This window comes from Sphaerimonospora mesophila, from assembly GCF_001417795.1.
Lineage (GTDB): Bacteria > Actinomycetota > Actinomycetes > Streptosporangiales > Streptosporangiaceae > Sphaerimonospora > Sphaerimonospora mesophila.
The window spans coordinates 411049-432025 of the sequence record NZ_BCBX01000034.1 but is presented as its reverse complement, the minus strand read 5'-3'; the positions used below and the strand labels follow the sequence as shown (position 1 = coordinate 432025).

The 20977-nt window shown below is 71.3% G+C and carries 16 protein-coding genes; 3 read left to right on the top strand and 13 right to left on the bottom strand.

The genetic code is table 11. The annotated features are described in order from the left end of the window. Nucleotides 1–67: 67 nt before the first annotated feature. From AP234_RS13905 to AP234_RS13880, 6 genes are all read right to left on the bottom strand, one after another. The gene (locus AP234_RS13905; RefSeq protein ID WP_055480028.1) at nucleotides 68–832 is read right to left on the bottom strand and encodes an ABC transporter ATP-binding protein; all 765 of its coding nucleotides are present in this window, start codon (nucleotides 830–832) and stop codon (nucleotides 68–70) included. Further along, entirely contained in the window at nucleotides 829–2685 is a 1857-nt protein-coding gene (locus AP234_RS13900; protein ID WP_055480027.1) for a branched-chain amino acid ABC transporter ATP-binding protein/permease, read from the bottom strand. The genes AP234_RS13905 and AP234_RS13900 overlap by 4 nt, the downstream gene beginning before the upstream one ends. 1 nt (nucleotide 2686) lies before the next feature. Further along, the gene (locus tag AP234_RS13895; protein WP_055480026.1) at nucleotides 2687–3544 is read right to left on the bottom strand and encodes a branched-chain amino acid ABC transporter permease; all 858 of its coding nucleotides are present in this window, start codon (nucleotides 3542–3544) and stop codon (nucleotides 2687–2689) included. Between the two features lie 4 nt (nucleotides 3545–3548). Beyond that, nucleotides 3549–4751 carry an ABC transporter substrate-binding protein gene (locus tag AP234_RS13890; protein ID WP_160330434.1) on the bottom strand — a complete coding sequence of 401 codons (1203 nt, stop codon included), beginning with the start codon at nucleotides 4749–4751 and terminating at the stop codon, nucleotides 3549–3551. Nucleotides 4752–4857: 106 nt separating this feature from the next. Further along, nucleotides 4858–5772 (bottom strand): alpha/beta hydrolase, encoded by a 915-nt coding sequence (locus AP234_RS13885; protein ID WP_055480024.1) that lies wholly within the window; start codon nucleotides 5770–5772, stop codon nucleotides 4858–4860. 27 nt (nucleotides 5773–5799) lie between these two features. Then, a complete protein-coding gene (locus tag AP234_RS13880; RefSeq protein WP_055480023.1) occupies nucleotides 5800–6711 on the bottom strand; it encodes an SDR family NAD(P)-dependent oxidoreductase in 912 nt (303 codons plus the stop codon). Nucleotides 6712–6771: 60 nt separating this feature from the next. Between AP234_RS13880 and AP234_RS13875 the strand changes: the two genes are divergently transcribed. Then, on the top strand, nucleotides 6772–8352 hold the full coding sequence (locus tag AP234_RS13875) for a flavin-containing monooxygenase (RefSeq protein WP_055480022.1): 1581 nt from the start codon (nucleotides 6772–6774) through the stop codon (nucleotides 8350–8352). A gap of 139 nt (nucleotides 8353–8491) precedes the next feature. Further along, nucleotides 8492–9430 carry a Gfo/Idh/MocA family protein gene (locus tag AP234_RS13870; RefSeq protein ID WP_055480021.1) on the top strand — a complete coding sequence of 313 codons (939 nt, stop codon included), beginning with the start codon at nucleotides 8492–8494 and terminating at the stop codon, nucleotides 9428–9430. 189 nt (nucleotides 9431–9619) lie between these two features. Here AP234_RS13870 and AP234_RS13865 read toward each other — a convergent pair whose 3' ends face one another. From AP234_RS13865 to AP234_RS13835, 7 genes are all read right to left on the bottom strand, one after another. Next, on the bottom strand, nucleotides 9620–10654 hold the full coding sequence (locus AP234_RS13865; RefSeq protein WP_055480020.1) for an LLM class F420-dependent oxidoreductase: 1035 nt from the start codon (nucleotides 10652–10654) through the stop codon (nucleotides 9620–9622). 6 nt (nucleotides 10655–10660) lie between these two features. Further along, nucleotides 10661–11872 carry an acetyl-CoA C-acetyltransferase gene (locus tag AP234_RS13860; protein ID WP_055480019.1) on the bottom strand — a complete coding sequence of 404 codons (1212 nt, stop codon included), beginning with the start codon at nucleotides 11870–11872 and terminating at the stop codon, nucleotides 10661–10663. A gap of 24 nt (nucleotides 11873–11896) precedes the next feature. Continuing rightward, nucleotides 11897–13072, bottom strand: coding sequence for an acyl-CoA dehydrogenase family protein (locus AP234_RS13855; protein ID WP_235558160.1), 1176 nt, complete (start codon nucleotides 13070–13072; stop codon nucleotides 11897–11899). 201 nt (nucleotides 13073–13273) lie between these two features. Beyond that, nucleotides 13274–15670, bottom strand: coding sequence for an SDR family oxidoreductase (locus AP234_RS13850; protein ID WP_160330433.1), 2397 nt, complete (start codon nucleotides 15668–15670; stop codon nucleotides 13274–13276). Then, entirely contained in the window at nucleotides 15667–16623 is a 957-nt protein-coding gene (locus tag AP234_RS13845; RefSeq protein ID WP_055480017.1) for an alpha/beta hydrolase, read from the bottom strand. The genes AP234_RS13850 and AP234_RS13845 overlap by 4 nt, the downstream gene beginning before the upstream one ends. Continuing rightward, complete coding sequence (locus AP234_RS13840) at nucleotides 16624–18249, bottom strand: FadD3 family acyl-CoA ligase (RefSeq protein WP_055480016.1); 1626 nt, start codon at nucleotides 18247–18249, stop codon at nucleotides 16624–16626. A 29-nt stretch (nucleotides 18250–18278) separates the two neighbouring features. Further along, a complete protein-coding gene (locus AP234_RS13835; protein ID WP_055480015.1) occupies nucleotides 18279–19091 on the bottom strand; it encodes an enoyl-CoA hydratase-related protein in 813 nt (270 codons plus the stop codon). A gap of 99 nt (nucleotides 19092–19190) precedes the next feature. Between AP234_RS13835 and AP234_RS13830 the strand changes: the two genes are divergently transcribed. After that, nucleotides 19191–20771: an AMP-binding protein gene (locus AP234_RS13830; RefSeq protein ID WP_055480014.1), complete on the top strand. Its 1581-nt coding sequence runs from the start codon at nucleotides 19191–19193 to the stop codon at nucleotides 20769–20771. Nucleotides 20772–20977: the final 206 nt, after the last annotated feature.

Below are 20977 nucleotides of genomic sequence, written 5' to 3'. Positions count from 1 at the left end.
GCACCGCCGGAACGGCCGGGGCGGCCACCTCCTCAGGAGGTGGCCGCCCCGGCCGTTCGACACCGGACTAAGGCTCACCGGCCCCGTCGATCGCCGGGACCCGGCCCATGCAGACGTCCTTGAGCCGCTCGAGGTCGTCGATCTCGCCGACGGGCGAGCTCAGCGTCACCTTGCCGATGTCGAGCACGATGACGTGGTCGGCCACGTCGACGGCCGCCTCGACCGCCTGCTCGACGAGGAGGATCGCGAGGCCGGACTCCTTGAGCAGCGCCACCCTGGACATCACCTCGGCCACGATGGACGGGGCGAGGCCGCCGGACGGCTCGTCCAGCATGAGCAGGCGGGGTTTGGCCATGATGGCCTGCCCGATCGCGAGCATCTGCTGCTGGCCGCCGGAGAGCGAGCCCGCTGGATGCCGGCGCTTCTCCCGCAGCACGGGGAAGAGCTCGTAGACGCGGTCGCAGTCGGCGTCCAGCGCCGAGCGGCGTACGCCCAGCGTGTAGCCGCCCAGCCGGAGGTTGTCCTCGACCGACTGCTGCCGGAAGACCCGCTTGCCCTCCTGCACGTAGCTGATGCCGGCCTTGACCCGCCGGTGGGCGGCGAGGCGGTCGATGCGACGGCCGTCGTACTCGATCCGTCCGCCGTGCACCGGGTTCAGGCCGGCGACCGCGCGCAGTGACGTCGTCTTGCCGGAGCCGTTGCGCCCGAGCAGCGCGGTGACCCGGCCCGGCCACACCTGGAACGAGACGTCCCAGACCACGCGGAGGTCGCCGTACCCGGTGGCGAGCCCCTGCACGTCGAGCAGCGGCACATCGGGCAGCGGCGTGGTCATTTCGCCGTCCTCTCCGGAAGCGTCCCCGCTTCCTCCACGGCGGGAGCGTCGCCGGGTTCGACGATCCCGAGGTATTCGTCGCGGACCCGGACGTCGTTCTCGATCTCTTCTGGCGTGCCCTCGGCCAGGACGGCGCCGCGCGCCAGCACGACGATCCGGTCGGCCAGCGAGAGGACCAGGCCGAAGTTGTGCTCGACCAGGATGACCGCGCAACCGGCGTCGCGGATCCGCCGGATCACCGCGGCGAGCGTCTCGACCTCGGCCTCGTCCAGGCCCGAGGCGGCCTCGTCGAGCAGCAGCACCTTGGGCTCGCGGACCAGCGCCCGCGCGACCTCGAGCATCCGCCGCTGACCGAGGGGCAGCGTGGCCGCCTCGGTGTCGAAGAGGTGCGCGAGTCCGACGAGGCGCAGCATGTCCTCGGCACGAGCGAGGTCGTGGCGGCGGACCCGGCGGAACTTCGGGCCGCGCAGCACCGCGCTGAGGAAGCCGACCTCGTCGCTGGTGTACCGCCCGGAGATGACCACTTCGGCGACCGACACGCCCGGCGGGATCAGCGGCGTCTGGAACGTCCGGGTGACACCGAGCCTGGCGATGCGGTGCGGGGACGCGCCGTCGATGGCGGTGCCCGCGACGGTGATCCTGCCCGCGTCCCTGCGGTAGAACCCGCAGACGAGGTTGAGCAGCGTGGTCTTGCCGGAACCGTTGGGCCCGATGAGCGCGGTCACCTGGCCGGGCTCGGCGCGCAGGGAGACCTCGCGCAGCGCGCGGTTGCCGCCGAACGCCTTGGCCACCGCGTCCACCTCGAGCGCGCCGCCCTCGATGGGCGGCAGGTCGACGGCTTCCGCCGCGCCGCCCCCCGCCGCGCCGGCCGGCCGCCGGGGCCACAGCCCGGCCGCGCGGTCGAGCCGGCGGATGCCGGTGCGCAGGAGCCCGGCCACCCCGCCGCGCAGCAGGACGCCGCCGATCAGCAGGAACGCACCGAAGAACACCAGGGAGTACTCGGCGAAGTTGCTCGACTGGTCGTTGTTGAACTGGATGATCGACGCCCCGAAGACCGCGCCGTACACGCTCATCGAGCCGCCCAGGATCGAGGCCGCCAGCGCGCCGGTCGCCATGTGGAACGTGAACGCCTCCGGCGTGACGAACAGGTCGAGGTTGGCGAGGAGCGCGCCGCCGAAACCGGCGGGCACCGCGCCGATCGCGTAGCCGGTGAGCTTGGTGCGGAACACCGACATGCCGACCGACGACGCGAGCACGGGGCTCTGTTTCAGCACCTGGAAGGCGATGCCGTGGCGGGAGGCCACCACGTTGCGGAACACGGCGAACCAGATGATCGCCACGATGACGATCACGTAGTACATGGCGTCGGGGGCGAGCGACCGGCCGAACAGCGTCGGGTTCAGCATCGTCGACAGGCCCAGGTGACCGCCGGTGTCCTCCTCGAAGATGTCGACGATGTCGGGCACCAGCAGGACGAGGAAGAACGAGGTCATCGCGAGCGACCACGACCCGAGGCGCAGGCCGGGAATGCCGGTGAGAATGCCGACGGCGAGCGCCGCCAGCCCCGCCGCGACGATCTGCAGCAGGAGATCGGTGTGGCCGGCCGAGGAGAGCATGCCGGCCGTGTAGGCGCCCGCCGCGTACATCGCGGCCTGTCCGATGGCCAGCTGCCCGGCGTAGCCGAGCGAGATGTTGAGGCCGCTCACGACCAGCGCGAGGATCAGCGTGAGCTCGATCTGCCTGGTCAGCTCGTAGCCGGGCCCCAGCAGCGGCAGCACCAGCACGAAGAGCCCGATCGCCGCGGGGAACACCCAGGTCGGCACCTTACGGACGGCGGTCCACAGTTGGAGCATGTCACACGGTCCGTTCCTGGACGCGACCGAAGAGCCCGGTCGGCCGGATCATCAGGACGAGCAGGAGCAACACGAAGACGCTCAGGTTGGTGAAGTTGGAGCCCAGGTAGCGGGCGACGTACTGCTCGACGAGCCCGATCGCGAACCCGCCGAGCAGACCGCCGTACATGCTGCCGAACCCGCCGATGGCGAGGGCGACGAAGCCCTTGATGGCCAGGGCGGCGCCGAGGGAGGCGACCGCGAACGTCTTCGGTCCGATCGCCGCTCCCATCAGGCCGCCCAGGACCCCGGTGACGGCGAAGGCGGCGAACGCGAGCATGCGCACGTCGATGCCGCGCAGCGTGGCCGCCTCCTCGTCCTGCGACATGGCGACGACGGCGAGGCCGCCCATCCGCCGCCGGGTGTAGAAGGTGATCGCGACCACCAGGGCGACCGCGAACACCACCAGGGCGACCTCGACCGGGAAGACCCGGCCGCCGAGGATCGTGAGGACCTCGGCACCGGCGAAGAAGGGCACCTGCAGGGGCTGGGTGCCCCAGATGAGCTGAGCTACGCCGGTGAGGATCGTGCCGAACCCCAGCGTCGTGATGAGCTGCGTCTGGTGGTCGGACACGGGCCGGATCGCGATCCGTTCCTCGATCGCGCTGAGAACCGCGACCACGACCATCGCCAGCGCCAGGACGGCCACCGTCGGCAGCTTGAACGTCACGTAACCCGTGTAGGTCACGAACGCGCCGATCATCATCAACTGCGCCTGCGCGAAGTTGAAGGAGTGGGAGGCGATGAAGACGATGTTGTACCCGATCGCGACCAGGGCGTATACCGCGCCGAGCGACAGGCCGGCGTAAATCAGCGTCATGCCGTCAGTTCTCCGCGCTGCCGATCTGGCCGTCCTTCAGCACGCCGGGCGCGACGAACGTGTGCGTCTCGATCGGCAGTTGCGGCTGGTGGTCGTCGGCGGTGTAGGGGTAGGTGTCGTAAACGGCGGTGCCCGCCTTGGTGTTGACCTCGGGGAGCAGCAGCGCGTCGGCGACCGCCTTGGTGTCGTTGCTCTTGGCGTGGTTGGCCGCCGCGGCGAGCAGCATGACCGCGTCGAAGTTCAGGCAGTTGTTGAGGCTGGCCTTGATCTCGCCCATCGACTTCATCGCCTCGATGGCCTTCTTGGTGGCCTCGCTCGCGGTCGCGACGTTGACGCTCGTGGTCACCTCGATCTTGAGGTTCTTCGTCTCCGGAGTGCCGATGAGACCGTCCGGCGGCATGGTCGTCACGAGCGGGGTCGAGGTCACCGACGTGTCGCCGAGGATCGGCACGTTCCAGCCGAGCTTCGTGATGCCCTGGAGCACCAGGCCGACCGGGGCGCCGTATCCGTTGAAGACCAGGACGTCCGGGTTCTTGGCCTGCAGCGCGGAAATCTGCGCGGTCATGTCCAGTGCCTTGGCGTCGTACTCGACGACCGAGGTCTCGTAGCCCTTCTCGGTGAACACCGACTCCGCCAGCGCGCCGAACTGCTTGGCGTACGCCGAGTTGCCGTGCAGCACGGCGATCTTCTTGTACCCGTTCTGCTCGAACTGCGGCAGGTATCCCTCGACGACCGTCTTGAACGGCGCGGCGAGGTGGAACGCGTACGGATTCTCGGCCGGCTTGTTGGTGTCCGCCGAGTTGCCGGAGTCGAGGAAGATGATCTCGTTCTGGCGGAGGATGCCCGCCACCGCGGTGCTGACGTTCGACCCGGACGCCACGAGGTAGGCGTCGGGCCTGTCCTTGGCGATCTGGGCCCGGAGGTTGGAGAGCGCCTTCTGCGGGTCGGCGTTGTCGGGGGACTCGATGAGCTCGACCGGCTTGCCGTTGATGCCGCCGGCGTCGTTGACGACCTTGACGGCGGCCCTGGCCGAGATGACGCCGGTGGTCAGCTGGTCGGTCTGGCCCCCGGCGTCCGAGCCGGCGCTGATCATGATCTTGTATGGCGCACTGTCCGCCTGTGGCTCGTCCCCGCTGCCGCCACAAGCGGTCATCACCATGGAGCCGACTGCGGCTAGCCCGACGAGAAGTCTGAGGCGACGCTTCACGGTATCTCCACTTCGGAGGTGATCACACAATCTTGAGATAGTTATCTTAACTAAGATAGCTATGTTCATAATGATTGCATGGCACGCTGTTGCTTGGCAAGGCCGGTCAGGAGCTCAGCAGCCGCCCGGCCGCGTCGAGGAGCGCCGCCCGCGCGCGCCGGGTGACGTCGAGGTCGGGGAACATTCCGGTCGCGCCGTGGAACAGGCCCGGGTACATCCGCAGCTCCGTCGCCACGCCCTGGTCGGCGAGCCGGCGGGCGTAGTCGATGCCCTCGTCGCGTAGCGGGTCGGCGGAGCAGACGCCGATGTACGCCGGCGGCAATCCGCGCAGGTCGGCGGCCCGCGCCGGGGCGGCATAGGCGGGCACGCCGGTCACGCCCCGGAGGTAGTGCGCCCAGCTGTCCAGGATGTTCATACGGGTCCACATCGGCGTGTGCTCGTACCGGGCCGAGCCGGTCTCCGCCCGGTCGTCCAGGACGGGGATCTCCAGTAGCTGGGCGGCGAGGCGCGGGCCGCCTTCGTCACGGGCCCGCAGCGCGATGCCCGCGGCGATGCAGGCGCCGGCGCTCGAACCGGCGATCGCGATCCGCCCGGGGTCGACGGCGAGTTCGCCCGCGTTGGCGGCCACCCAGCACAGCACCGCGTGGCCGTCGTCGTGCGCCGCCGGGTACGGATGCTCGGGCGCGAGCCGATAGTCCAGCGACAGCACGAGGCCGCCGGTCGCCCGGGCCAGCTGCGCCGGCAGCGGCTGGTCTCCTTCCGCGTCGCCCATGACGAAGCCGCCGCCGTGCAGATAGACGATCGCGGGCGCCGCCGGCGCGGGCGCGGCGGGACGGAAGGTCAGCGCCGGGACACCGGCCGGCTCGGCACGCGAGCGGACGAGGTCGCCCGGGACCGCGAACGGCGGCCGGCCGGCGCGCAGGGCGGCGAGGCGGGCGCGCGCGGCGACCGGATCGGCGATGTCGGTGGTCGGCAGAGCGTGCGCGTAGGGGGCGAGCTCCGGATCGAGGAAGAGCGGCACGTTGCCCTCCGGGCTGAATCAGGTTCTTCAGTCGAACGGGACGACCGGAGCGGGGGCGGCGGTCGCGGGCTCGCCGTACGCGATGCCGACCGGCGCCTGCCGCGCGGAAAGGATCTCGCGAAAGGCCCGGTCCACGTCGTCGTAGGTCCATACCGGACGGTCGAGGACCGGCGTCATGATCGCTGGGTGGGTCATCAGTGAGAGCCCGGTCCCGGAGATGCGCACCACCTGGCCGTGCACGTCTCCGGCCCGGTCCGACAGCAGGTAGGCGACGACGGGAGCGTTGCTCTCGGGCGACGGCGCGGCGAACGGCGCGTCGGCGTGCCCCTTGGCGATGAGGTAGTCGTCGGTCATCCGGGTCATGTGACCGAGGGAGAGCGGCGACAGCGCGTTGACCCGGACACCGGTGCCGGCGGTCTCGGCGGCCCAGGCGTAGGTCAGCGAGGCGACCGCGCCCTTCGTGGCGGCGTAGAGGCTCATGTGCGGCAGACCCAGGTGGGCGCCGGAGGTCACGTTGAGTATGGCGCCGGAACCCTGCCGGAGCATCGGCCCGACGGCCTCGGCCGCGCAGTTGGCGACACCGACGACGTTGACGTCGAGGAGGCGGCGCAGCAGCCGGTCGTCGTACTCGACGAAGTCGCCGATCGCCATGAGCGCGGCGTTGTTGAACAGGCCGTCGATCCGGCCGAACTCGTCGACGCACCGCGCCACCAGGGCCGCGGCGTCGGCCCGTACGGAGACGTCGCCCGGTTGCGCGACGGCCCGGCCGCCCTCGGCCTCGATGCCGGCGGCCGTCCGCCGGGCGGCCACTTCGTCGATGTCGTTGACCACGACACGCGCCCCCAGCCGCGCCAACTCGGCCGCGGCGGCGGCCCCCACACCGCGGCCGGCGCCGGTGACCACGATCGCGTGGCCCGTGAGTCCGCTCGCCGCCTCCATGGTCACTCCTCACTTCGTCGTGAGGTTGTAAACATAGCAATAATAGAATAGACAGGCAATATGCATGACGTCATCGTGGTCGGCGCCGGAATCGGCGGTATCTACGCGGTGCACCGGTTCGCCCGGCAGGGCCTGTCGGTCGTGGGGGTCGAGGGCGCTTCCGGCGTCGGCGGCGTCTGGTACCACAACCGCTATCCGGGCGCGCGGGTGGATCTCGAGGGGATCTACTACTCCTACTTCGATCCCGAGCTCTATCGCGAGTGGACATGGACCGAGCGCTATCCGTCACAGCCCGAGCTGCTCGCGTACCTCGACTTCGCCGCCGAGCGGTGGGACGTCAAACGCCGCTTCCACTTCGACACCTGGGTCACCGGCGCCACCTTCGACCCGGCGGCCGACCGCTACACCGTGACCACCGACACCGGGCTCACGCTGCAGGGCCGGTTCCTCGTCATGGCCACCGGCCCGCTCTCCGCCGCGCGGGTGCCGGACTTCCCCGGGCTCGACGAGTTCCGGGGCGAGACCGTGCTGACCGCGCAGTGGCCGGACGAGCCGGTGGAGATCGACGGGAGACGGGTCGGCGTCATCGGCACGAGCGCGACCGGCGTCCAGGTGATCCCCATGCTGGCGCCTCGCGCCGGCCACCTCTATGTGTTCCAGCGGACGGCGAACTACTCCGTGCCCGCGCAGAACGGCCCGGCGGACCCGGAGCGCCACAACGCGCACGTCGCCCAGGTCGAGGAGCTGGCGCAGCGGTGCCTCCAGCATCCCGGCGGCACCGATCTGCCGCTCGGCGCCGGGCCGGCGGCCTCGTTCAGCGCGGAGGAGCGGACCGCCCTGCTGGAGCGGCGCTGGGCGTACGGCGGACACGCCATGGGCACGGTCTTCACCGACCAGGGCACCGACCTGTCCGCCAACGAGATGGTGGCCGAGTTCGTCCGGGCCAAGATCCGTGAGATCGTCGCCGATCCCGGCACGGCCGAGAAGCTCATGCCCACGGCGTATCCGATCGGCACCCGCCGGCTCTGCGTGGACACCGGCTACTACCGGACGTTCAACCGCGACAACGTCACGCTGGTCGACATCCGTACGGACCCGATCGAGCGGTTCACCGAGACCGGCATCCGGACCGGGTCCGGGCACTACGAGTGCGACCTGGTGGTGTTCGCGACCGGGTTCGAGCCCTTCACCGGTTCGCTCTACAGGGCCGGCATCCGCAACGCGGAGGGCGTCGGGCTCGCCGACCTCTGGGCCCGCGGGCCGCAGACCTACCTCGGGCTGCAGGTGCGCGGGCTGCCCAACCTGTTCATCGTCAACGGGCCCGGCTCGCCGTCGGTGCTGGCGAACTTCTTCCCCACGAGCGTGCAGCAGGCCGACTTCATCGGCGACCTGATCGCGCACATGGCCCGGCACGGGCACACCCGGGTCGAGCCGACGCGGGAGGCGCAGCGGGAGTGGACGGCGCACGTCGCCGAGATGGCCGCCCCGATGCTGCGCTACCGGACCCCGAACTACATGGTCCACGTCAACGAGGACGACGGGAGCCGGGTGTTCATCCCGTATCCCGGCGGATTCGACCGGCACGCGCGAAAGTGCGCCGAGGTCGCCGCGGACGGCTACGCGGGTTTCGCGTTCTCCTGACCGCCCGGCCGCCCAACCTTGTTGCTATCATATCAATGATGAGACAAAACTTGATGTCTACGGCGCCCTGTGCAGAGGTGGGCATGACCTTCCCCGCTGATCCGCGGCCGAACGTGCCGGTCGACCTGGTCGTGGTCCGATGACCGCCGTGCGTGTGGGCGTCATCGGCGGCGGCTTCGGCGCCAACGTGATGGCCCCGGCGTTCGCGGGCACCGACGACGTCGAGGTGGTCGGGGTCGTCTCGCCCCGCGACCGGGCCGCCGTCGCAGAGCTCTGCCGGCGCGACGACGTCGATCTCATCAGCGTCCACTCCGCGCCGGCCGCCCACGAGGCGGACGTCGTCGCGGCGCTGGAGCACGGCCGCCACGTATTGTGCGACAAGCCGTTCGGCGCCGACCTCGAGGCCGCGAGGCGGATGGCCGGGCTCGGCGCCGCCGCCGACGCGCTGTGCCTGCTCAACTTCGAGCTGCGTTACGAACCCTGGCGGCGACTGGTCACCTCGCTCATCGACGCCGGGACCATCGGCACGGTCGAGGCGATCGACTGGCACGAGAGCCGGCCCAACTGGCGCGTCCGCCCCCGGGGATGGCAGTCGGACCGTGCCGCCGGCGGCGGATGGCTGGGCGCCTCGGTCTCGCACACGCTCGACGCGATCAGGCTCTGGGCCGGTCGGCCCGAGATCGCGTCGGCCGCCTTCTTCGGCGGCACCCGTTCCGGCCTCACCGAGACCGGGTGCGCGCTCGCCGGCATCACGGAGCGCGGCGCCCGCTTCACCGTCGTCAGCGCCGGCGCGGACGCCCGGCTGGTCGCACCGCGTGTGGTGATCTCGGGCACGGAGGCGACCTTCGAGCTGCGCGCCGACGGCGGCCTGCGCCTGGACGGCGCGACGCTGCCGCCGGACGCGATCGACGCCGAGTGGGGCCCGGAGACGTTCATGACCGCCGTACGCACCTGGTGCGCCCTGGTCAGGGACGCCGTCGTGACGGGAGACGCCGCGGGCCTGCCCACGTTCGCCGACGGGCTCGCGTGCGCCGAGCTTCTCGCGGACGCCAGAGCCAAGGCGTCCTGGGCCGATTGAATCGCCGACCAGAATGCAGGGAGCGGAGCGGGAGGGAGCGAGGACCGCACGCCGGGCCCCGCTCGGCGGGGCCCGGCAGCGGACCGGAGCCTCCTCCCGGCGCAGCGACCGCCGCCGACCGGGGGCTTCCTCAACTCACGGACGCGGCGGGCGGGATACGACCGACCGGCGGGGTGGTCGGCCGTACGCTCAGCCCTTCACCAGCTCGGCGATGGCGGCGAGGCTCGCCGCGTCCCCGGAGACCAGCATCGTCGTGACGAGTGACGACCGCCAGGCGTCGAGCTCTTCGGCGATCTTGGCGCGTGGCCCCACCAGCGCGACCTTCTCCACCATCGCCAGCGGGATCGCGGCCGCGGCCTCCGCCTTGCGGCCGGCCAGGTAGAGCTCCTGGACCCGGGCGCACTCCGCCTCGAAGCCCATCCGGGCGAACGCCTCGTAGTGGAAGTTGGCCCCCCTGGCCCCCATGCCGCCGACGTAGAGCGCGAGCATCGGCCGGACCCGGTCGGCCGCCGCCTCGACGTCGTCGTCGAACTCGACGTTCACCCGGCACGTCGCCTCGAACGTCTCCGGGCCGCCGCCCTCCCCTCTCCGGGCGAACCCCTCGGCGAGGGCCGTGCGATAGTACGCGTCGTCGTAGGGTGAGTAGAACATCGCCAGCCAGCCGTCGGCGATCTCCGCCGCGAGCGCCACGTTCTTCGGGCCCTCTGCGGCCAGCAGGATCGGGAGGTCGTCGCGCAGCGGATGGATGGTGGAGCGGAGCGGTTTGCCCAGCCCGCTGCCGCCCCGATAGGGCAGGCGGTAGTGTTCGCCCTCGAACTCCACCCGCTCGCGCGCCATCGCCCTGCGCAGGATCGCGACGTACTCCCGGGTGCGGGCGAGCGGCCTCGGGTACGGCTGGCCGTACCATCCCTCCACGACCTGGGGGCCTGAGGCGCCGAGCCCGAGCACGAACCTGCCCCCCGACAGGTGGTCGAGCGTCATCGCGGCCATCGCCGTGGCCACCGGGGTCCGCGCCGACATCTGGATGATGGACGTGCCGAGCCGCATCCGCCGCGTCCGGCAGCCCAGCCAGGCGAGTGGCGTGAGCGCGTCCGAGCCGTACGCCTCGGCGGCCCACATCGAGTCGTATCCCAGGCGCTCGGCCGTTGTCACCAGGTCGGCGAGCCCCGGCGGCGGCCCGGCCCCCCAGTAGCCCAGCGCGAGTCCCAGCTTGAGTTCGCCCACCGCGGCTCAGCCGATCCGCTCGAAGACCGCGGCGATCCCCTGGCCGCCGCCGACGCACAGCGTGGCCAGGCCGAACCGCTGCTCGCGGCGCGCGAGCTCGCGGGCGAGGGCGCCGACCATGCGGGTCCCGGTGGCGCCGACCGGATGGCCGAGCGAGATCCCGGACCCGCGGAGGTTGACGCGCTCCAGGTCCTTGTCGCCGAAGCCCCACTCGCGCATCACCGCGATCGCCTGTGCCGCGAAGGCCTCGTTCAGCTCGATGACGTCGACGTCGGACATGGTGATGCCCGCGCGCTCCAGGGCGATCCGCGTGGCCGGGACCGGGCCGATGCCCATCCGGTGCGGCTCGACGGCCGCGACGCCCGACGACACCAGCCGCACCAGCGGCCGCAGCCCGAGTGCCTCGGCACGCTCCGCCGTGGTCACGACGCACAGGGCGGCCGCGTCGTTCTGGCCGCTCGCGTTGCCCGCGGTCACCGTGGACTCGGGGTCGACCGCCGCCCGGATGGGACGGAGGCGGGCGAGCGCCTCCATGGTGGTGTCCGGCCGCGGATGCTCGTCGGTGTCGACGATCACCTCGCCGCCCTTGACCGGTACGGTCACCGGCAGGATCTCCTCCGCCGCCCTGCCGTCGCGCTGCGCCGCCACGGCACGCGAGTGGGACAGGACCGCGAGGGCGTCCTGCTCCTCGCGCGGGATCCCGTACTCGCGGCGGAGGTTCTCCGCGGTCTCCAGCATGCCCCCGGGGACGGGGTGGCGGCGGCCGCCCGCGGTGACCCGGCCGCGCTCCAGGCTGTCGTGGAATCGGACCTCGCCCTGGCCGGCGCCCCAGCGGATGTCGCGGGAGAAATGGGCGGCGTTGCTCATGCTCTCCACCCCACCGGCGATCACGAGTTCCGCGTCGCCCACGCCGACCTGCCGGGCGGCGTACAGGACGGCCTGGAGCCCCGAGCCGCAGCGCCGGTCGACGGTGAGGCCGGGCACGGTGACCGGCAGGCCCGCGTCGAGGGCCACCACCCGGCCGATGGCCGGGGCCTCGCTCGTCGGATAGCAGTGCCCGAGGACGACGTCGTCGATCACCTCCGGGGCGATGCCCGTGCGGTTGATCAGGCCGCGCAGCGCCTGCGCGCCGAGCTCGGCCGCGGGCAGCGCCCGCAGCGCCCCGCCGTAGCGGCCGATCGGCGTCCGTACGGGTTCACAGATCACAGCGTCACGCATGATGCACTCCTGTCGTCAGCGGGATCACCGCGCGGTCGCGGTGCGGAGGAGCCCCCTTGCGATGATCACCTTCTGGATCTCGCTGGTCCCCTCGTAGAGGCGGTACAGCCGGGCATCCCGGTAGAAGCGCTCGACCGCGACCCCGTGGATGTATCCGCTGCCGCCGTGGATCTGCACCGCCCGGTCGGCGACGCGGCCGACCATCTCGCTGCAGAAAAGCTTCGCGCTCGACGGCGCCAGCCGCCGGTCGGCGCCGCTGTCATAGGCCCTGGCCGTCTCCAGGACCAGGGCGCGACCGGCCAGGAGGTCGGTCTGCGACTCGGCGATGAGCGCCTGGACCTGCTGGAACTCGCCGATGACGGTGCCGCCCTGCTTGGCCGAGGCGGCGTAGGAGACGCTTTCGTCGACGAGCCGGTGCGCCATGCCGACGCAGCAGGCCGCGATGTGCAGGCGGCCCTTGGCCAGGGAGCGCATCGCGGCGCCGAACCCCTCGCTCTCCACCTCGCCGACGAGGCGGGAGGCGGGCACCCGCACGTCCGTGAAGAAGATCTCGGATGTGGTCGAGCCGCGCTGGCCCATCTTCCGGTCCGGCGGCCCCACGGTCACCCCGGGCGTGTCGGTGTCGACCACGAAGACCGAGATGCCATCGGCGCCGGGGCCGCCGGTGCGGGCGAAGACCAGCAGGATGTCCGACCGGCCGGCGTTGGTGATGAAGCGCTTCTGCCCGTTGACGACGTAGTGGTCGCCGTCGGCGACGGCGCTGGTGCGCAGCCCGCTCGGGTCGGAGCCGGCCTCGGGCTCGGTGAGCGCGAAGGCGGCCACGCACTCGCCGGCGGCCATCCGCGGGAGGAACTCCCGCTTCTGCCGCTCGGTGCCGAAGTTGACCAGGACCTGCCCCGCGATGCCGTTGTTCGTGCCGAACATGGAGCGGAAGGCGGGCGTGGTGTAGCCGGCCTCCATCGCCAGCAGCGCGTCCTGGAGCGCGTCGCATCCCAGGCCGCCGTACTCCTCCGGAAGCGCGTAGCCGAACAGGCCCATCTCGGCGGCTCCGCGCCTGATCTCCTCGGGAATCTCGTCGGTCTCCTCGATGACGTCCTCCGCGGGCACCACGACCTCGCGTACGAATCTCCGGACCGTTTCCAGAACCGAGGCGAAGTCCCCGCCGTCCATCCCCACGCCCTCTCCAGTAGTCTCTATCATTACTATAATAGTATAAATACTGGGACGGTGAGGCGGGCCTAGGGAGTGTTGAAAAAGTGCTGTCCGTCGCGAGCGTGGATCCAGATGGATGCATCGCAGGGCGGAGGAGGAGCTCGTAGCCGGAGGCTACGGGCGACGAGTCCGACGCCGCGAGGCGCCATCTGGGCCGCGCGTAGCAGGACATGACTTTTGAAACACGACCTAGGCGGTGGCGCCGCCGTCGACGACGAAGTCGGCGCCGGTGCAGTACGCGCCGGCGTCGCTGGCGAGGAACGCGACCATGTTCGCGATCTCTTCGGCGGTTCCGGCGCGCGGCATCGGCTGGCGCGACAGGTCCAGGGCGGCGGCATCGATCATCGGCGTGTCCACCACCCCGGGGCAGACGCAGTTGACCCGGATCCCGCGCGGGGCGTACTCCTGGGCCGCCGACCGGCTCGCCCCGCGCAGGCCCCACTTCGACGAGGCGTACGGCAGCGCCCCGCCGTGGCCGCGTATCCCGGCGGTCGACGCCACGTTGACGATGGAGCCTCCGGTGACGGACATCGTGGGCGCGACGGCCCGCATGCCGAGGATCGGGCCGAGCAGGTTGACGTCGAACATGCCGCGCAACTCGTCCTCGGTCCATTCCTCCAGCGGCGCCTTGCGCCAGACGCCGGCGTTGTTGACCAGGACGTCGATCCGCCCGTGCATCGCCGCCGTCTCGGCCACCACCCGTGACCAGGCGGCCCCATCGGTGACGTCCAGCGGCCGGAACGACGCCGACGGGCCCAACCGGCCGGCCAGCGCCGTACCGTCGCGCTCGTTCGTGTCGGTGATCACGACGGTCGCGCCGAGCCGTACGAACAGCTCGGCCTCGGCCGCTCCCTGTCCCCTGGCGGCCCCGGTGATGATCGCGACCTTCCCGGCCAGACTGATGACGGGCCGGTCGGCCGTCGTACGAACGGCGCTCGTCGGGCCGGTCATCGCCTCGGTCCCCTTCCGCTCCGTCAGCACGAAGCCCTCGTATCCGTCGGCCCGCACCTGGTCGCAGATCCTGCGATAGTTGCCGAACCCGCCGATGTAGGGCATGAAGATCCGGCTCTTCCCCTCGATGTTCGCGCCCATGTACCAGGAGCCGGCCAGGGGGAAGAGCGTCCTGTGCGCGGCCTCGCTCACATGCTCGGTCCACTTGGCCGCCGCGTCGGCCCGCGCCTCGACCTCGGTGACGCCCCGGCGCCGGCAGTCGGCGATCAGGTCGATCAGCCAGTCCACCTGCTGCTCCGCGGTCAGGACCATGTTGGCGAGCACCGACGGGCTGCCCGGCCCGTTGACGGTGAACAGGTTGGGGAAGCCGGGGATCGCCATGCCGAGGTAGGTGACCGGCCCGTTCGCCCACGCCTCGCCGATCCCGGAGCCGCGGGCGCCGCGGATGTCGATCCGCGTCACCGCGCCGGTCATCGCGTCGAAACCGGTGGCGTAGACGATGGTGTCGAGTTCGTACGACCCGGTGGCGGTCCTGATCCCCCGCTCGGTGATCGCGGTGATCGGTTCGCGGCGCAGGTTCACCAGCGTGACGTCGGCCCGGTTGAAGGTCTCGTAGTAGCCGCTGTCGGTGCAGATCCGCTTCGTGCCGATCGGGTGGTCGACCGGGACGAGGTCGTCCGCGACCCGCCGGTCGGTCACGATCGCGCGGATCTTGGCTTCGGCGAAGTCGCGGGCCAGCCGGTTGACGGCCTCGTCGACGGTCTGGTTCGGGAAGGTCTTCCCGAACAGGACGCCGCCCTCCCGCCAACGCGCCTCGAACGCGGCCCGGCGCTCGGCCTCGTCGATCTCGAAGGCTCCCCTGGGGTAGGTCTCGTGCGGGGTTCCCGCGCCGCTGTAGGCCGACTTCCTGCGCCGCTCGGGATACTCCGCCCGGATGCGTACCTGCTCCTCCTCGGTCAACGGGCGGTTGAACGCCGGAACGCTGTAGTTGGGCGACCGCTGGAAGACCGTCAGCGAAGCGGCCTCCTCGGCGATGATCGGGATCGACTGGATGCCCGAGGAACCGGTCCCGATGACGCCGACCCGCTTGCCCGCGAAGGAGACGTCCTCGTGCGGCCAGCGCGCGGTGAACAGCACCTCGCCCGCGAAGTCGCCGGCTCCGGGGATGTCGGGCCGGTGCGGGGCCGACAGGCTGCCGGTGGCCAGCACCAGGAACCTCGCCCGGTACGCGTGGCCGGTGTCGGTGGTCACCGTCCAGGCCGACGAGCCCTCGTCGAACCGCGCGCCCTCCACCCGCCGGCCGAACCGGAAGTGCCTGCGCAGCCCGAACCGGTCGGCGACGTGCTCCAGGTAGGCGTGGATCTCCGGCTGGGTCGCGTAGCGCTCGCTCCAGACCCAGGAGTCCTGTAACTCCGCGTCGAAGGAGTAGGAGTAGTCGACGCTCTCCACGTCACAGCGCGCGCCCGGATAGCGGTTCCAGTACCAGGTGCCGCCGACGCCGGGGGCCGCCTCCACACCGATCGTGGTGAATCCCGCCGCGACCGATCGGTGCACCGCGTAGAGTCCGGCGAAGCCGGCGCCGACGACGAGGACATCGCAGGTCTCGGGCCGGGGGGTGTCGTCGCTGGTGTTCATGCGGGGGCCTTCCGAGGGGTCGCGCCGGGGAGGATCGAGGTGATGTCGGCCCAGAGGATGTCGCGGGCGCAGACGGCGGGCCCGAACGCGGCGATGGTCAGGAAGCCGTGGAACAGCCCGGGATAGTGGCGGTGGACGAGCGGCACGCCGCAGCGGGCGAGCGCCGCGGCGTAGTCCCGGCCTTCGTCGCACAGCGGGTCGAGCCCGGCGGTGACCACGACGGCCGGCGGCAGGCCGGCGTGATCGGCCGCCCGCAGCGGCGCCACATGGTGGGCGGGCTCCGGCACGGTGTCGCCGCCGAGGTACTGCCGCCAGTACCACCGCATCGCGTCCCTGGTGTTGAAGTATCCCGTGGCGTACCTGCGGTAGCTGTCGGAGTCGAACGACGGCTCGATGACCGGATAGACGAGGACCTGCGCCGCGATCGGCGGTCCGCCCAGGTCCCGCGCCATGAGGCAGACGACGGCCGCCAGGTTGCCGCCGGCGCTGTCGCCCGCGGTCACGATCCGGTTCGGGTCGCCGCCGAGTTCGGCCGCGTGCCGCGCCGCCCACCGCACCGCGGCGTACGCGTCCCGGGCGGCGGCCGGCGCACGGTGCTCGGGAGCCAGCCGGTAGTCGACCGAGACGACCACCGCCCGGGTGTGCTTCGACATCCGGCGGCAGAACCCGTCGTGGCTCTCGAGGTCGCACAGGACGAAGCCGCCGCCGTGGAAGAAGACGATCACCGGTAAGGGCTCGCCGCCGTCACCGTGCGGATGATAGATCCGCACGCGCAGCGGCCCGTCCTCGGTGTCGATCACGCGGTCTTCCGCTGCTTGGACGTCATCGAGGTTGTCGACCGGCACGCGCCGGGCCGCCACCGCCGCCCGCGCCTGTGCCCCGGTCATCAGGTGAACCGGTGGAAACCCCTGGTCCAGGACCTGCAGGAGTCCGGACACCTCCATGTCGAGCATTCACACCCCCTGGTGACGCCGGGGCGCGCCGCCGCGGAGGTCGCGCTTGAGGATCTTTCCGCTGGCGTTGCGCGGGAGCGTGCCGACGAACTCCACCGTCCGGGGGACCTTGAAGTTGGCCAGCCGCTCACGGGCCCAGGCGATGATCTCGTCGGCCGAGGCCTCGACGCCCGCGCGGGGCACGACGTACGCCTTGGGCACCTCGCCGAGCCGTTCGTCCGGCACGCCGATGACCGCCAGCTCCGAGATCGCCGGGTGCCGGGCGAGCACCTGCTCGACCTCGGCGGGCGAGACGTTGAAGCCGCCGACGAAGAACAGGTCCTTGATCCGGTCGGTGATCTTGAGGTTCCCGTCGGCGTCCAGCGTGCCGACGTCGCCGGAGCGCAGCCAGCCGCCGGCATCGATCGCCTCGGCGGTGGACTCGGGGTCCTCCCAGTATCCGGGGGTGACGTTCGAGCCGCGGATCAGCACCTCGCCCGGCTCGCCCGTCGGCAGATCGCACCCCTCGGGGTCCACGACCCGCAGCTCGACTCCCGGCAGCGCCCGCCCGTTGGACCGGGCGATCACCTCGGCGGAGTCGCCCTGACGGCACATGGTCGCCGTGCCGAAGCACTCGGTCATCCCGTAGGCCGTGATGAAGTGTTCGAACGGCAGCTCGGAGCGGGCGCGCTCGACCAGCGCCACCGGCACGACGGCCGCTCCCGTCGCGGCCACGCGCAGCGAGCCGAGGTCGTAGGAGTGACGCTCTGGGCTCTCCAGCAGCGAGTAGTAGACCGTGGGCGGCCCGTTCATGACCGAGATCCGGCAGGACTCCACGATCCGCATGACCTCGACCGGGTCGAACACCGCCAGGGGCACGATGGTCAGCCCGTGCATCAGGCAGGTGATCAGGCCCGCCTTGTTGCCGCCCGTGTGGAAGAACGGGAGCGACACCAGATAGCGGTCACCCGGCCGCAGCCCCCAGATGCGCCCGTAATCGGCGTACAGGTCCAGGCAGGGCCCGTGCGGGATCATGACGCCCTTGGCCGCTCCGGTAGTGCCCGAGGTGAAGATGATCTCGCTGAGGTCGCCGGGCTCGACGGCCAGGGCGGCCTCGGTCGCGGCGCCGGCCGGCACGGCGGCGCCTCCGGCAAGGAAGTCGCCCCAGCCCATCAGCCGCGGGTCGTCCTCGGACGCGCCGTCGAGCATGTCGACCACGATCAGGTCGGTGAGCGCCGCCTCGATCACGTCGTCGTCTTCGTCGCGCCGCCGTACGGCCGAGGCGTAGCCGTAGCCGAGGAAGCCGTCGTCGACGAAGACCGCCCTGGCCCGCACCCGGGCCAGGATCTCGCGCGCCTCCCGGCCGCGGTAGCGGGTGTTGAGCGGAACCACGGTGGCGCCGGCGCAGTGCAGGCCGAGCGAGGCGACGACCCACCGGTGGGTGTTGGGCGCCCAGATGCCCACCCGGTCGCCGCGCCGGATGCCGAGCGCGATCGCGGCGCGCGCCGTCTCCAGGGCGGCGTCGAGCAGCCCGCGGTAGGTCAACGTGGTCTCGCCGTCGATCACGGCGAGCCGGTCGGCGTAGCGCTCGGCCCGGTCCAGCAACATCCGCGGCACCGTCCGCGTCGCCGCCTGGTCAGTCTCCATTGGCCCTCCCGGCCCTGTCGATGCGGCCGTCACTTTCCGGAGAACTTCGGCTCGCGCTTGTCCATGAAGGCGCTCAGGCCCTCCCGGAAGTCCTGCGCCCGCGAGGAGATCTCCAGGGAGAACGCCTCGGCCGGCAGCTGCTCGCGCAGCGCGGCGTCGCCGGCCTGGTTGATCAGGGCCTTGGTGAGCCCGAGCGCCACCGTGGGCCCGGCGGCCAGCCTGGCCGCGAGCGCGCGTGCCGTCTCGCCCGCCGTCCCCGGCTCCACCAGGTCGTGGACGATCCCCCACTCGAGGGCGGTGCGTGCGTCGAGGCGTTCGCCGAGCATGAGCAGGCGGCGGGCCCGCATCGGCCCGACGGCACGCGTCGTCAGCCAGGTGGCGCCGCTGTCGGGCGTCATCCCCCGGGTGATGAACGGCTGCCAGAAGGTCGCCGAGGTGTCGGCGACCACGAAGTCACTGGCGAGCGCGAGCTGAAATCCGATCCCCACCGCGTAGCCCGTCACGGCGCAGACGACCGGCGCCTGGAGCTCGCACATCATGGGGATCAGCCGGTGGGCCTGCGAGGGCAGCCGCCGCTGGATCGCTCCCGGCCGCGGCCGCCCCCCGCCGCCGGAGTTGCGGGTGACGATGTCGAAGCCGCTGCAGAAGTCGTCGCCCTCGCCCGACAGCAGAACGGCGCGGACCGCCTCGTCGTTCTGTGCCGTCTCCAGGGCGTCGATGAGCGCGCGCAGCGAGCGGTCGCCCAGCGCGTTGCGCCGTCGCGGATCGTTCAGCCGCAGCTCCAGCACGCCTTCCGCCAGCCGAACGGTGACCCCCTCGACGGCGGGATAGTCGCTATGCATGCAAGCATTATAAAGATTGCCCCTTACCTCGCCACCCCTAATCACTCGATGTAGACTATCTTTATAATGATTGATGATCGCGTGAGGTAGGAGAGGCCGATGACCACGAGCGTTCCGCAGGGGGATGAACCACCCTCCCTGCTTTCGTACCGGCGACCCGAGCCGTCCCTGGTGCGGCTCATCGAAGAGCTTCCGGCACTCGACGAGGCCACCGTCGTGCACTCCACCGGCGGCGCGCTCACCCTGGCCGGGCTGCGCGCCGCCGTGTCCCGGGTGGCGGAGGGGCTGACCCTGGCCGGCGTCCGGCCCGGCCACCCCGTCGCCGCGCTCGTCGGATCGGGGACCTCCGGCGTGGTGGCCATGTTCGCGGTCTGGACGGCGGGCGGCGTCTACATGCCGATCAACGGCCGCCTGACGAGCCACGAGGTGGCGGAGCTGATCGGCGACACCCCGGTCTCGCTCCTCCTCGGCGCCGCCGCCGACCTCGACCGGCAGATCGTCGACGTCGGCATGGTGGAACTGGACGAGAAGGATTGGACCGTACGGCTCCGGCGGCCGGTGACCGACGCGGCGCCGGCCTACGACCCCGAGATCGCCCTGGTGCTGCGCACGTCCGGGACCACGGGAAAGCCCAAGTCGGTCTTACTGCGGCACGGCGGCACCATGGACGCGCTGGACGCGAGCCTGCGCAAGCTGCGCCGGCAGCGTGTCTCGGAAGCGCGCGAACCGGCGACGACGATCCGGGTCAATCTGGTCCCGCTGTCGCTGGCGCTGTGGGCCGGGATCTTCAACACGCTCTTCTCCTTCCGCGCCGGGTTCGGTGTGGTCCTGCTCGACCGGTTCACCCCGGCGGGCTTCGCCGAGGCGGTGCGCGCGCACCGGCTCACCTCGACCGTGCTGGCGCCCGCGATGATCACGATGCTCTGCGACAGCGACGAGGTCGAGATGCTGGAGCCGCTGAAGATCGTACGCTCGATCACCGCGCCGCTCTCCCCTGTCACCGCGCAGCGGTTCCACGACCGTTTCGGCGTGCTCGTGCTGAATTCGTACGGCCAGACCGAACTCGGCGGCGAGGTGGTCGGCTGGACGATCGACGACATCCGGCGTTTCGGCACGGCCAAGCTCGGCGCGGCCGGCCGGCCGTACGACGACGTCGACGTGCGCATCCTCGACGAGAACGACCGGGACCTGCCGATGGGCGAGCGCGGCCACATACACATCCGCTCGCCCTACCGGATGCGCGGGTACGCGACGCCGCGCCCGAACGGCGAGGACCGGTTCGTGGACGGTTTCCTGCGCACGGGCGACGTCGGCCGCCTCGACACCGACGGGTTCCTCTGGATCGAGGGCCGGATCAGCGACATGATCAACCGTGGCGGGCTGAAGGTCTTCCCCGACGAGGTGGAGGAGGTGCTGAGGCGGCATCCGGCCGTACGCGACGCGGCGGTCGCCAGCGTGCCCGACCGCCGCCTCGGCGAGGTGCCCCACGCCTGGATCGTGGCCGCTCCGGGGCGGCGGGTCGATCCCGCCGCGCTGGAGGCGTGGTGCCGCGACCGCCTGGCCCCGTACAAGGTGCCGGTGGCCTTCACGGCCGTGGACACGATGCCACGCAACGAAGCGGGCAAGGTGCTGCGCCGCGAACTGCGGGCCACCGCACCACCCCACCCACCCCGGCCGTGATCTTGCGAATACTCGCATGCAGGTACCGAGAACAGGGACTTCGCGTTCGCGATCTTGCAGTTTCTCGCAGACCTACCCACTGAGCAGCGAAAACATGGTTCGTGATCTTGCACTTATCAACTGCAAGATCACAGACCGTATAGGCGCACGTCAGAGGGCTCGCGTGCGAGAAACTGCAAGATCACGGGGGGGACAGCGGAATCGGC

What these genes read in the sequence shown, in the direction of transcription:
- AP234_RS13905 (WP_055480028.1), bottom strand. Translation starts at nt 832, where the DNA reads ATGACCACGCCGCTGCCCGATGTGCCGCTGCTCGACGTGCAGGGGCTC.
- AP234_RS13900 (WP_055480027.1), bottom strand. Translation starts at nt 2,685, where the DNA reads ATGCTCCAACTGTGGACCGCCGTCCGTAAGGTGCCGACCTGGGTGTTC.
- AP234_RS13895 (WP_055480026.1), bottom strand. Translation starts at nt 3,544, where the DNA reads ATGACGCTGATTTACGCCGGCCTGTCGCTCGGCGCGGTATACGCCCTG.
- AP234_RS13880 (WP_055480023.1), bottom strand. Translation starts at nt 6,711, where the DNA reads ATGGAGGCGGCGAGCGGACTCACGGGCCACGCGATCGTGGTCACCGGC.
- AP234_RS13875 (WP_055480022.1), top strand. Translation starts at nt 6,772, where the DNA reads ATGCATGACGTCATCGTGGTCGGCGCCGGAATCGGCGGTATCTACGCG.
- AP234_RS13870 (WP_055480021.1), top strand. Translation starts at nt 8,492, where the DNA reads ATGACCGCCGTGCGTGTGGGCGTCATCGGCGGCGGCTTCGGCGCCAAC.
- AP234_RS13860 (WP_055480019.1), bottom strand. Translation starts at nt 11,872, where the DNA reads ATGCGTGACGCTGTGATCTGTGAACCCGTACGGACGCCGATCGGCCGC.
- AP234_RS13855 (WP_235558160.1), bottom strand. Translation starts at nt 13,072, where the DNA reads ATGATAGAGACTACTGGAGAGGGCGTGGGGATGGACGGCGGGGACTTC.
- AP234_RS13850 (WP_160330433.1), bottom strand. Translation starts at nt 15,670, where the DNA reads ATGAACACCAGCGACGACACCCCCCGGCCCGAGACCTGCGATGTCCTC.
- AP234_RS13845 (WP_055480017.1), bottom strand. Translation starts at nt 16,623, where the DNA reads ATGCTCGACATGGAGGTGTCCGGACTCCTGCAGGTCCTGGACCAGGGG.
- AP234_RS13840 (WP_055480016.1), bottom strand. Translation starts at nt 18,249, where the DNA reads ATGGAGACTGACCAGGCGGCGACGCGGACGGTGCCGCGGATGTTGCTG.
- AP234_RS13835 (WP_055480015.1), bottom strand. Translation starts at nt 19,091, where the DNA reads ATGCATAGCGACTATCCCGCCGTCGAGGGGGTCACCGTTCGGCTGGCG.
- AP234_RS13830 (WP_055480014.1), top strand. Translation starts at nt 19,191, where the DNA reads ATGACCACGAGCGTTCCGCAGGGGGATGAACCACCCTCCCTGCTTTCG.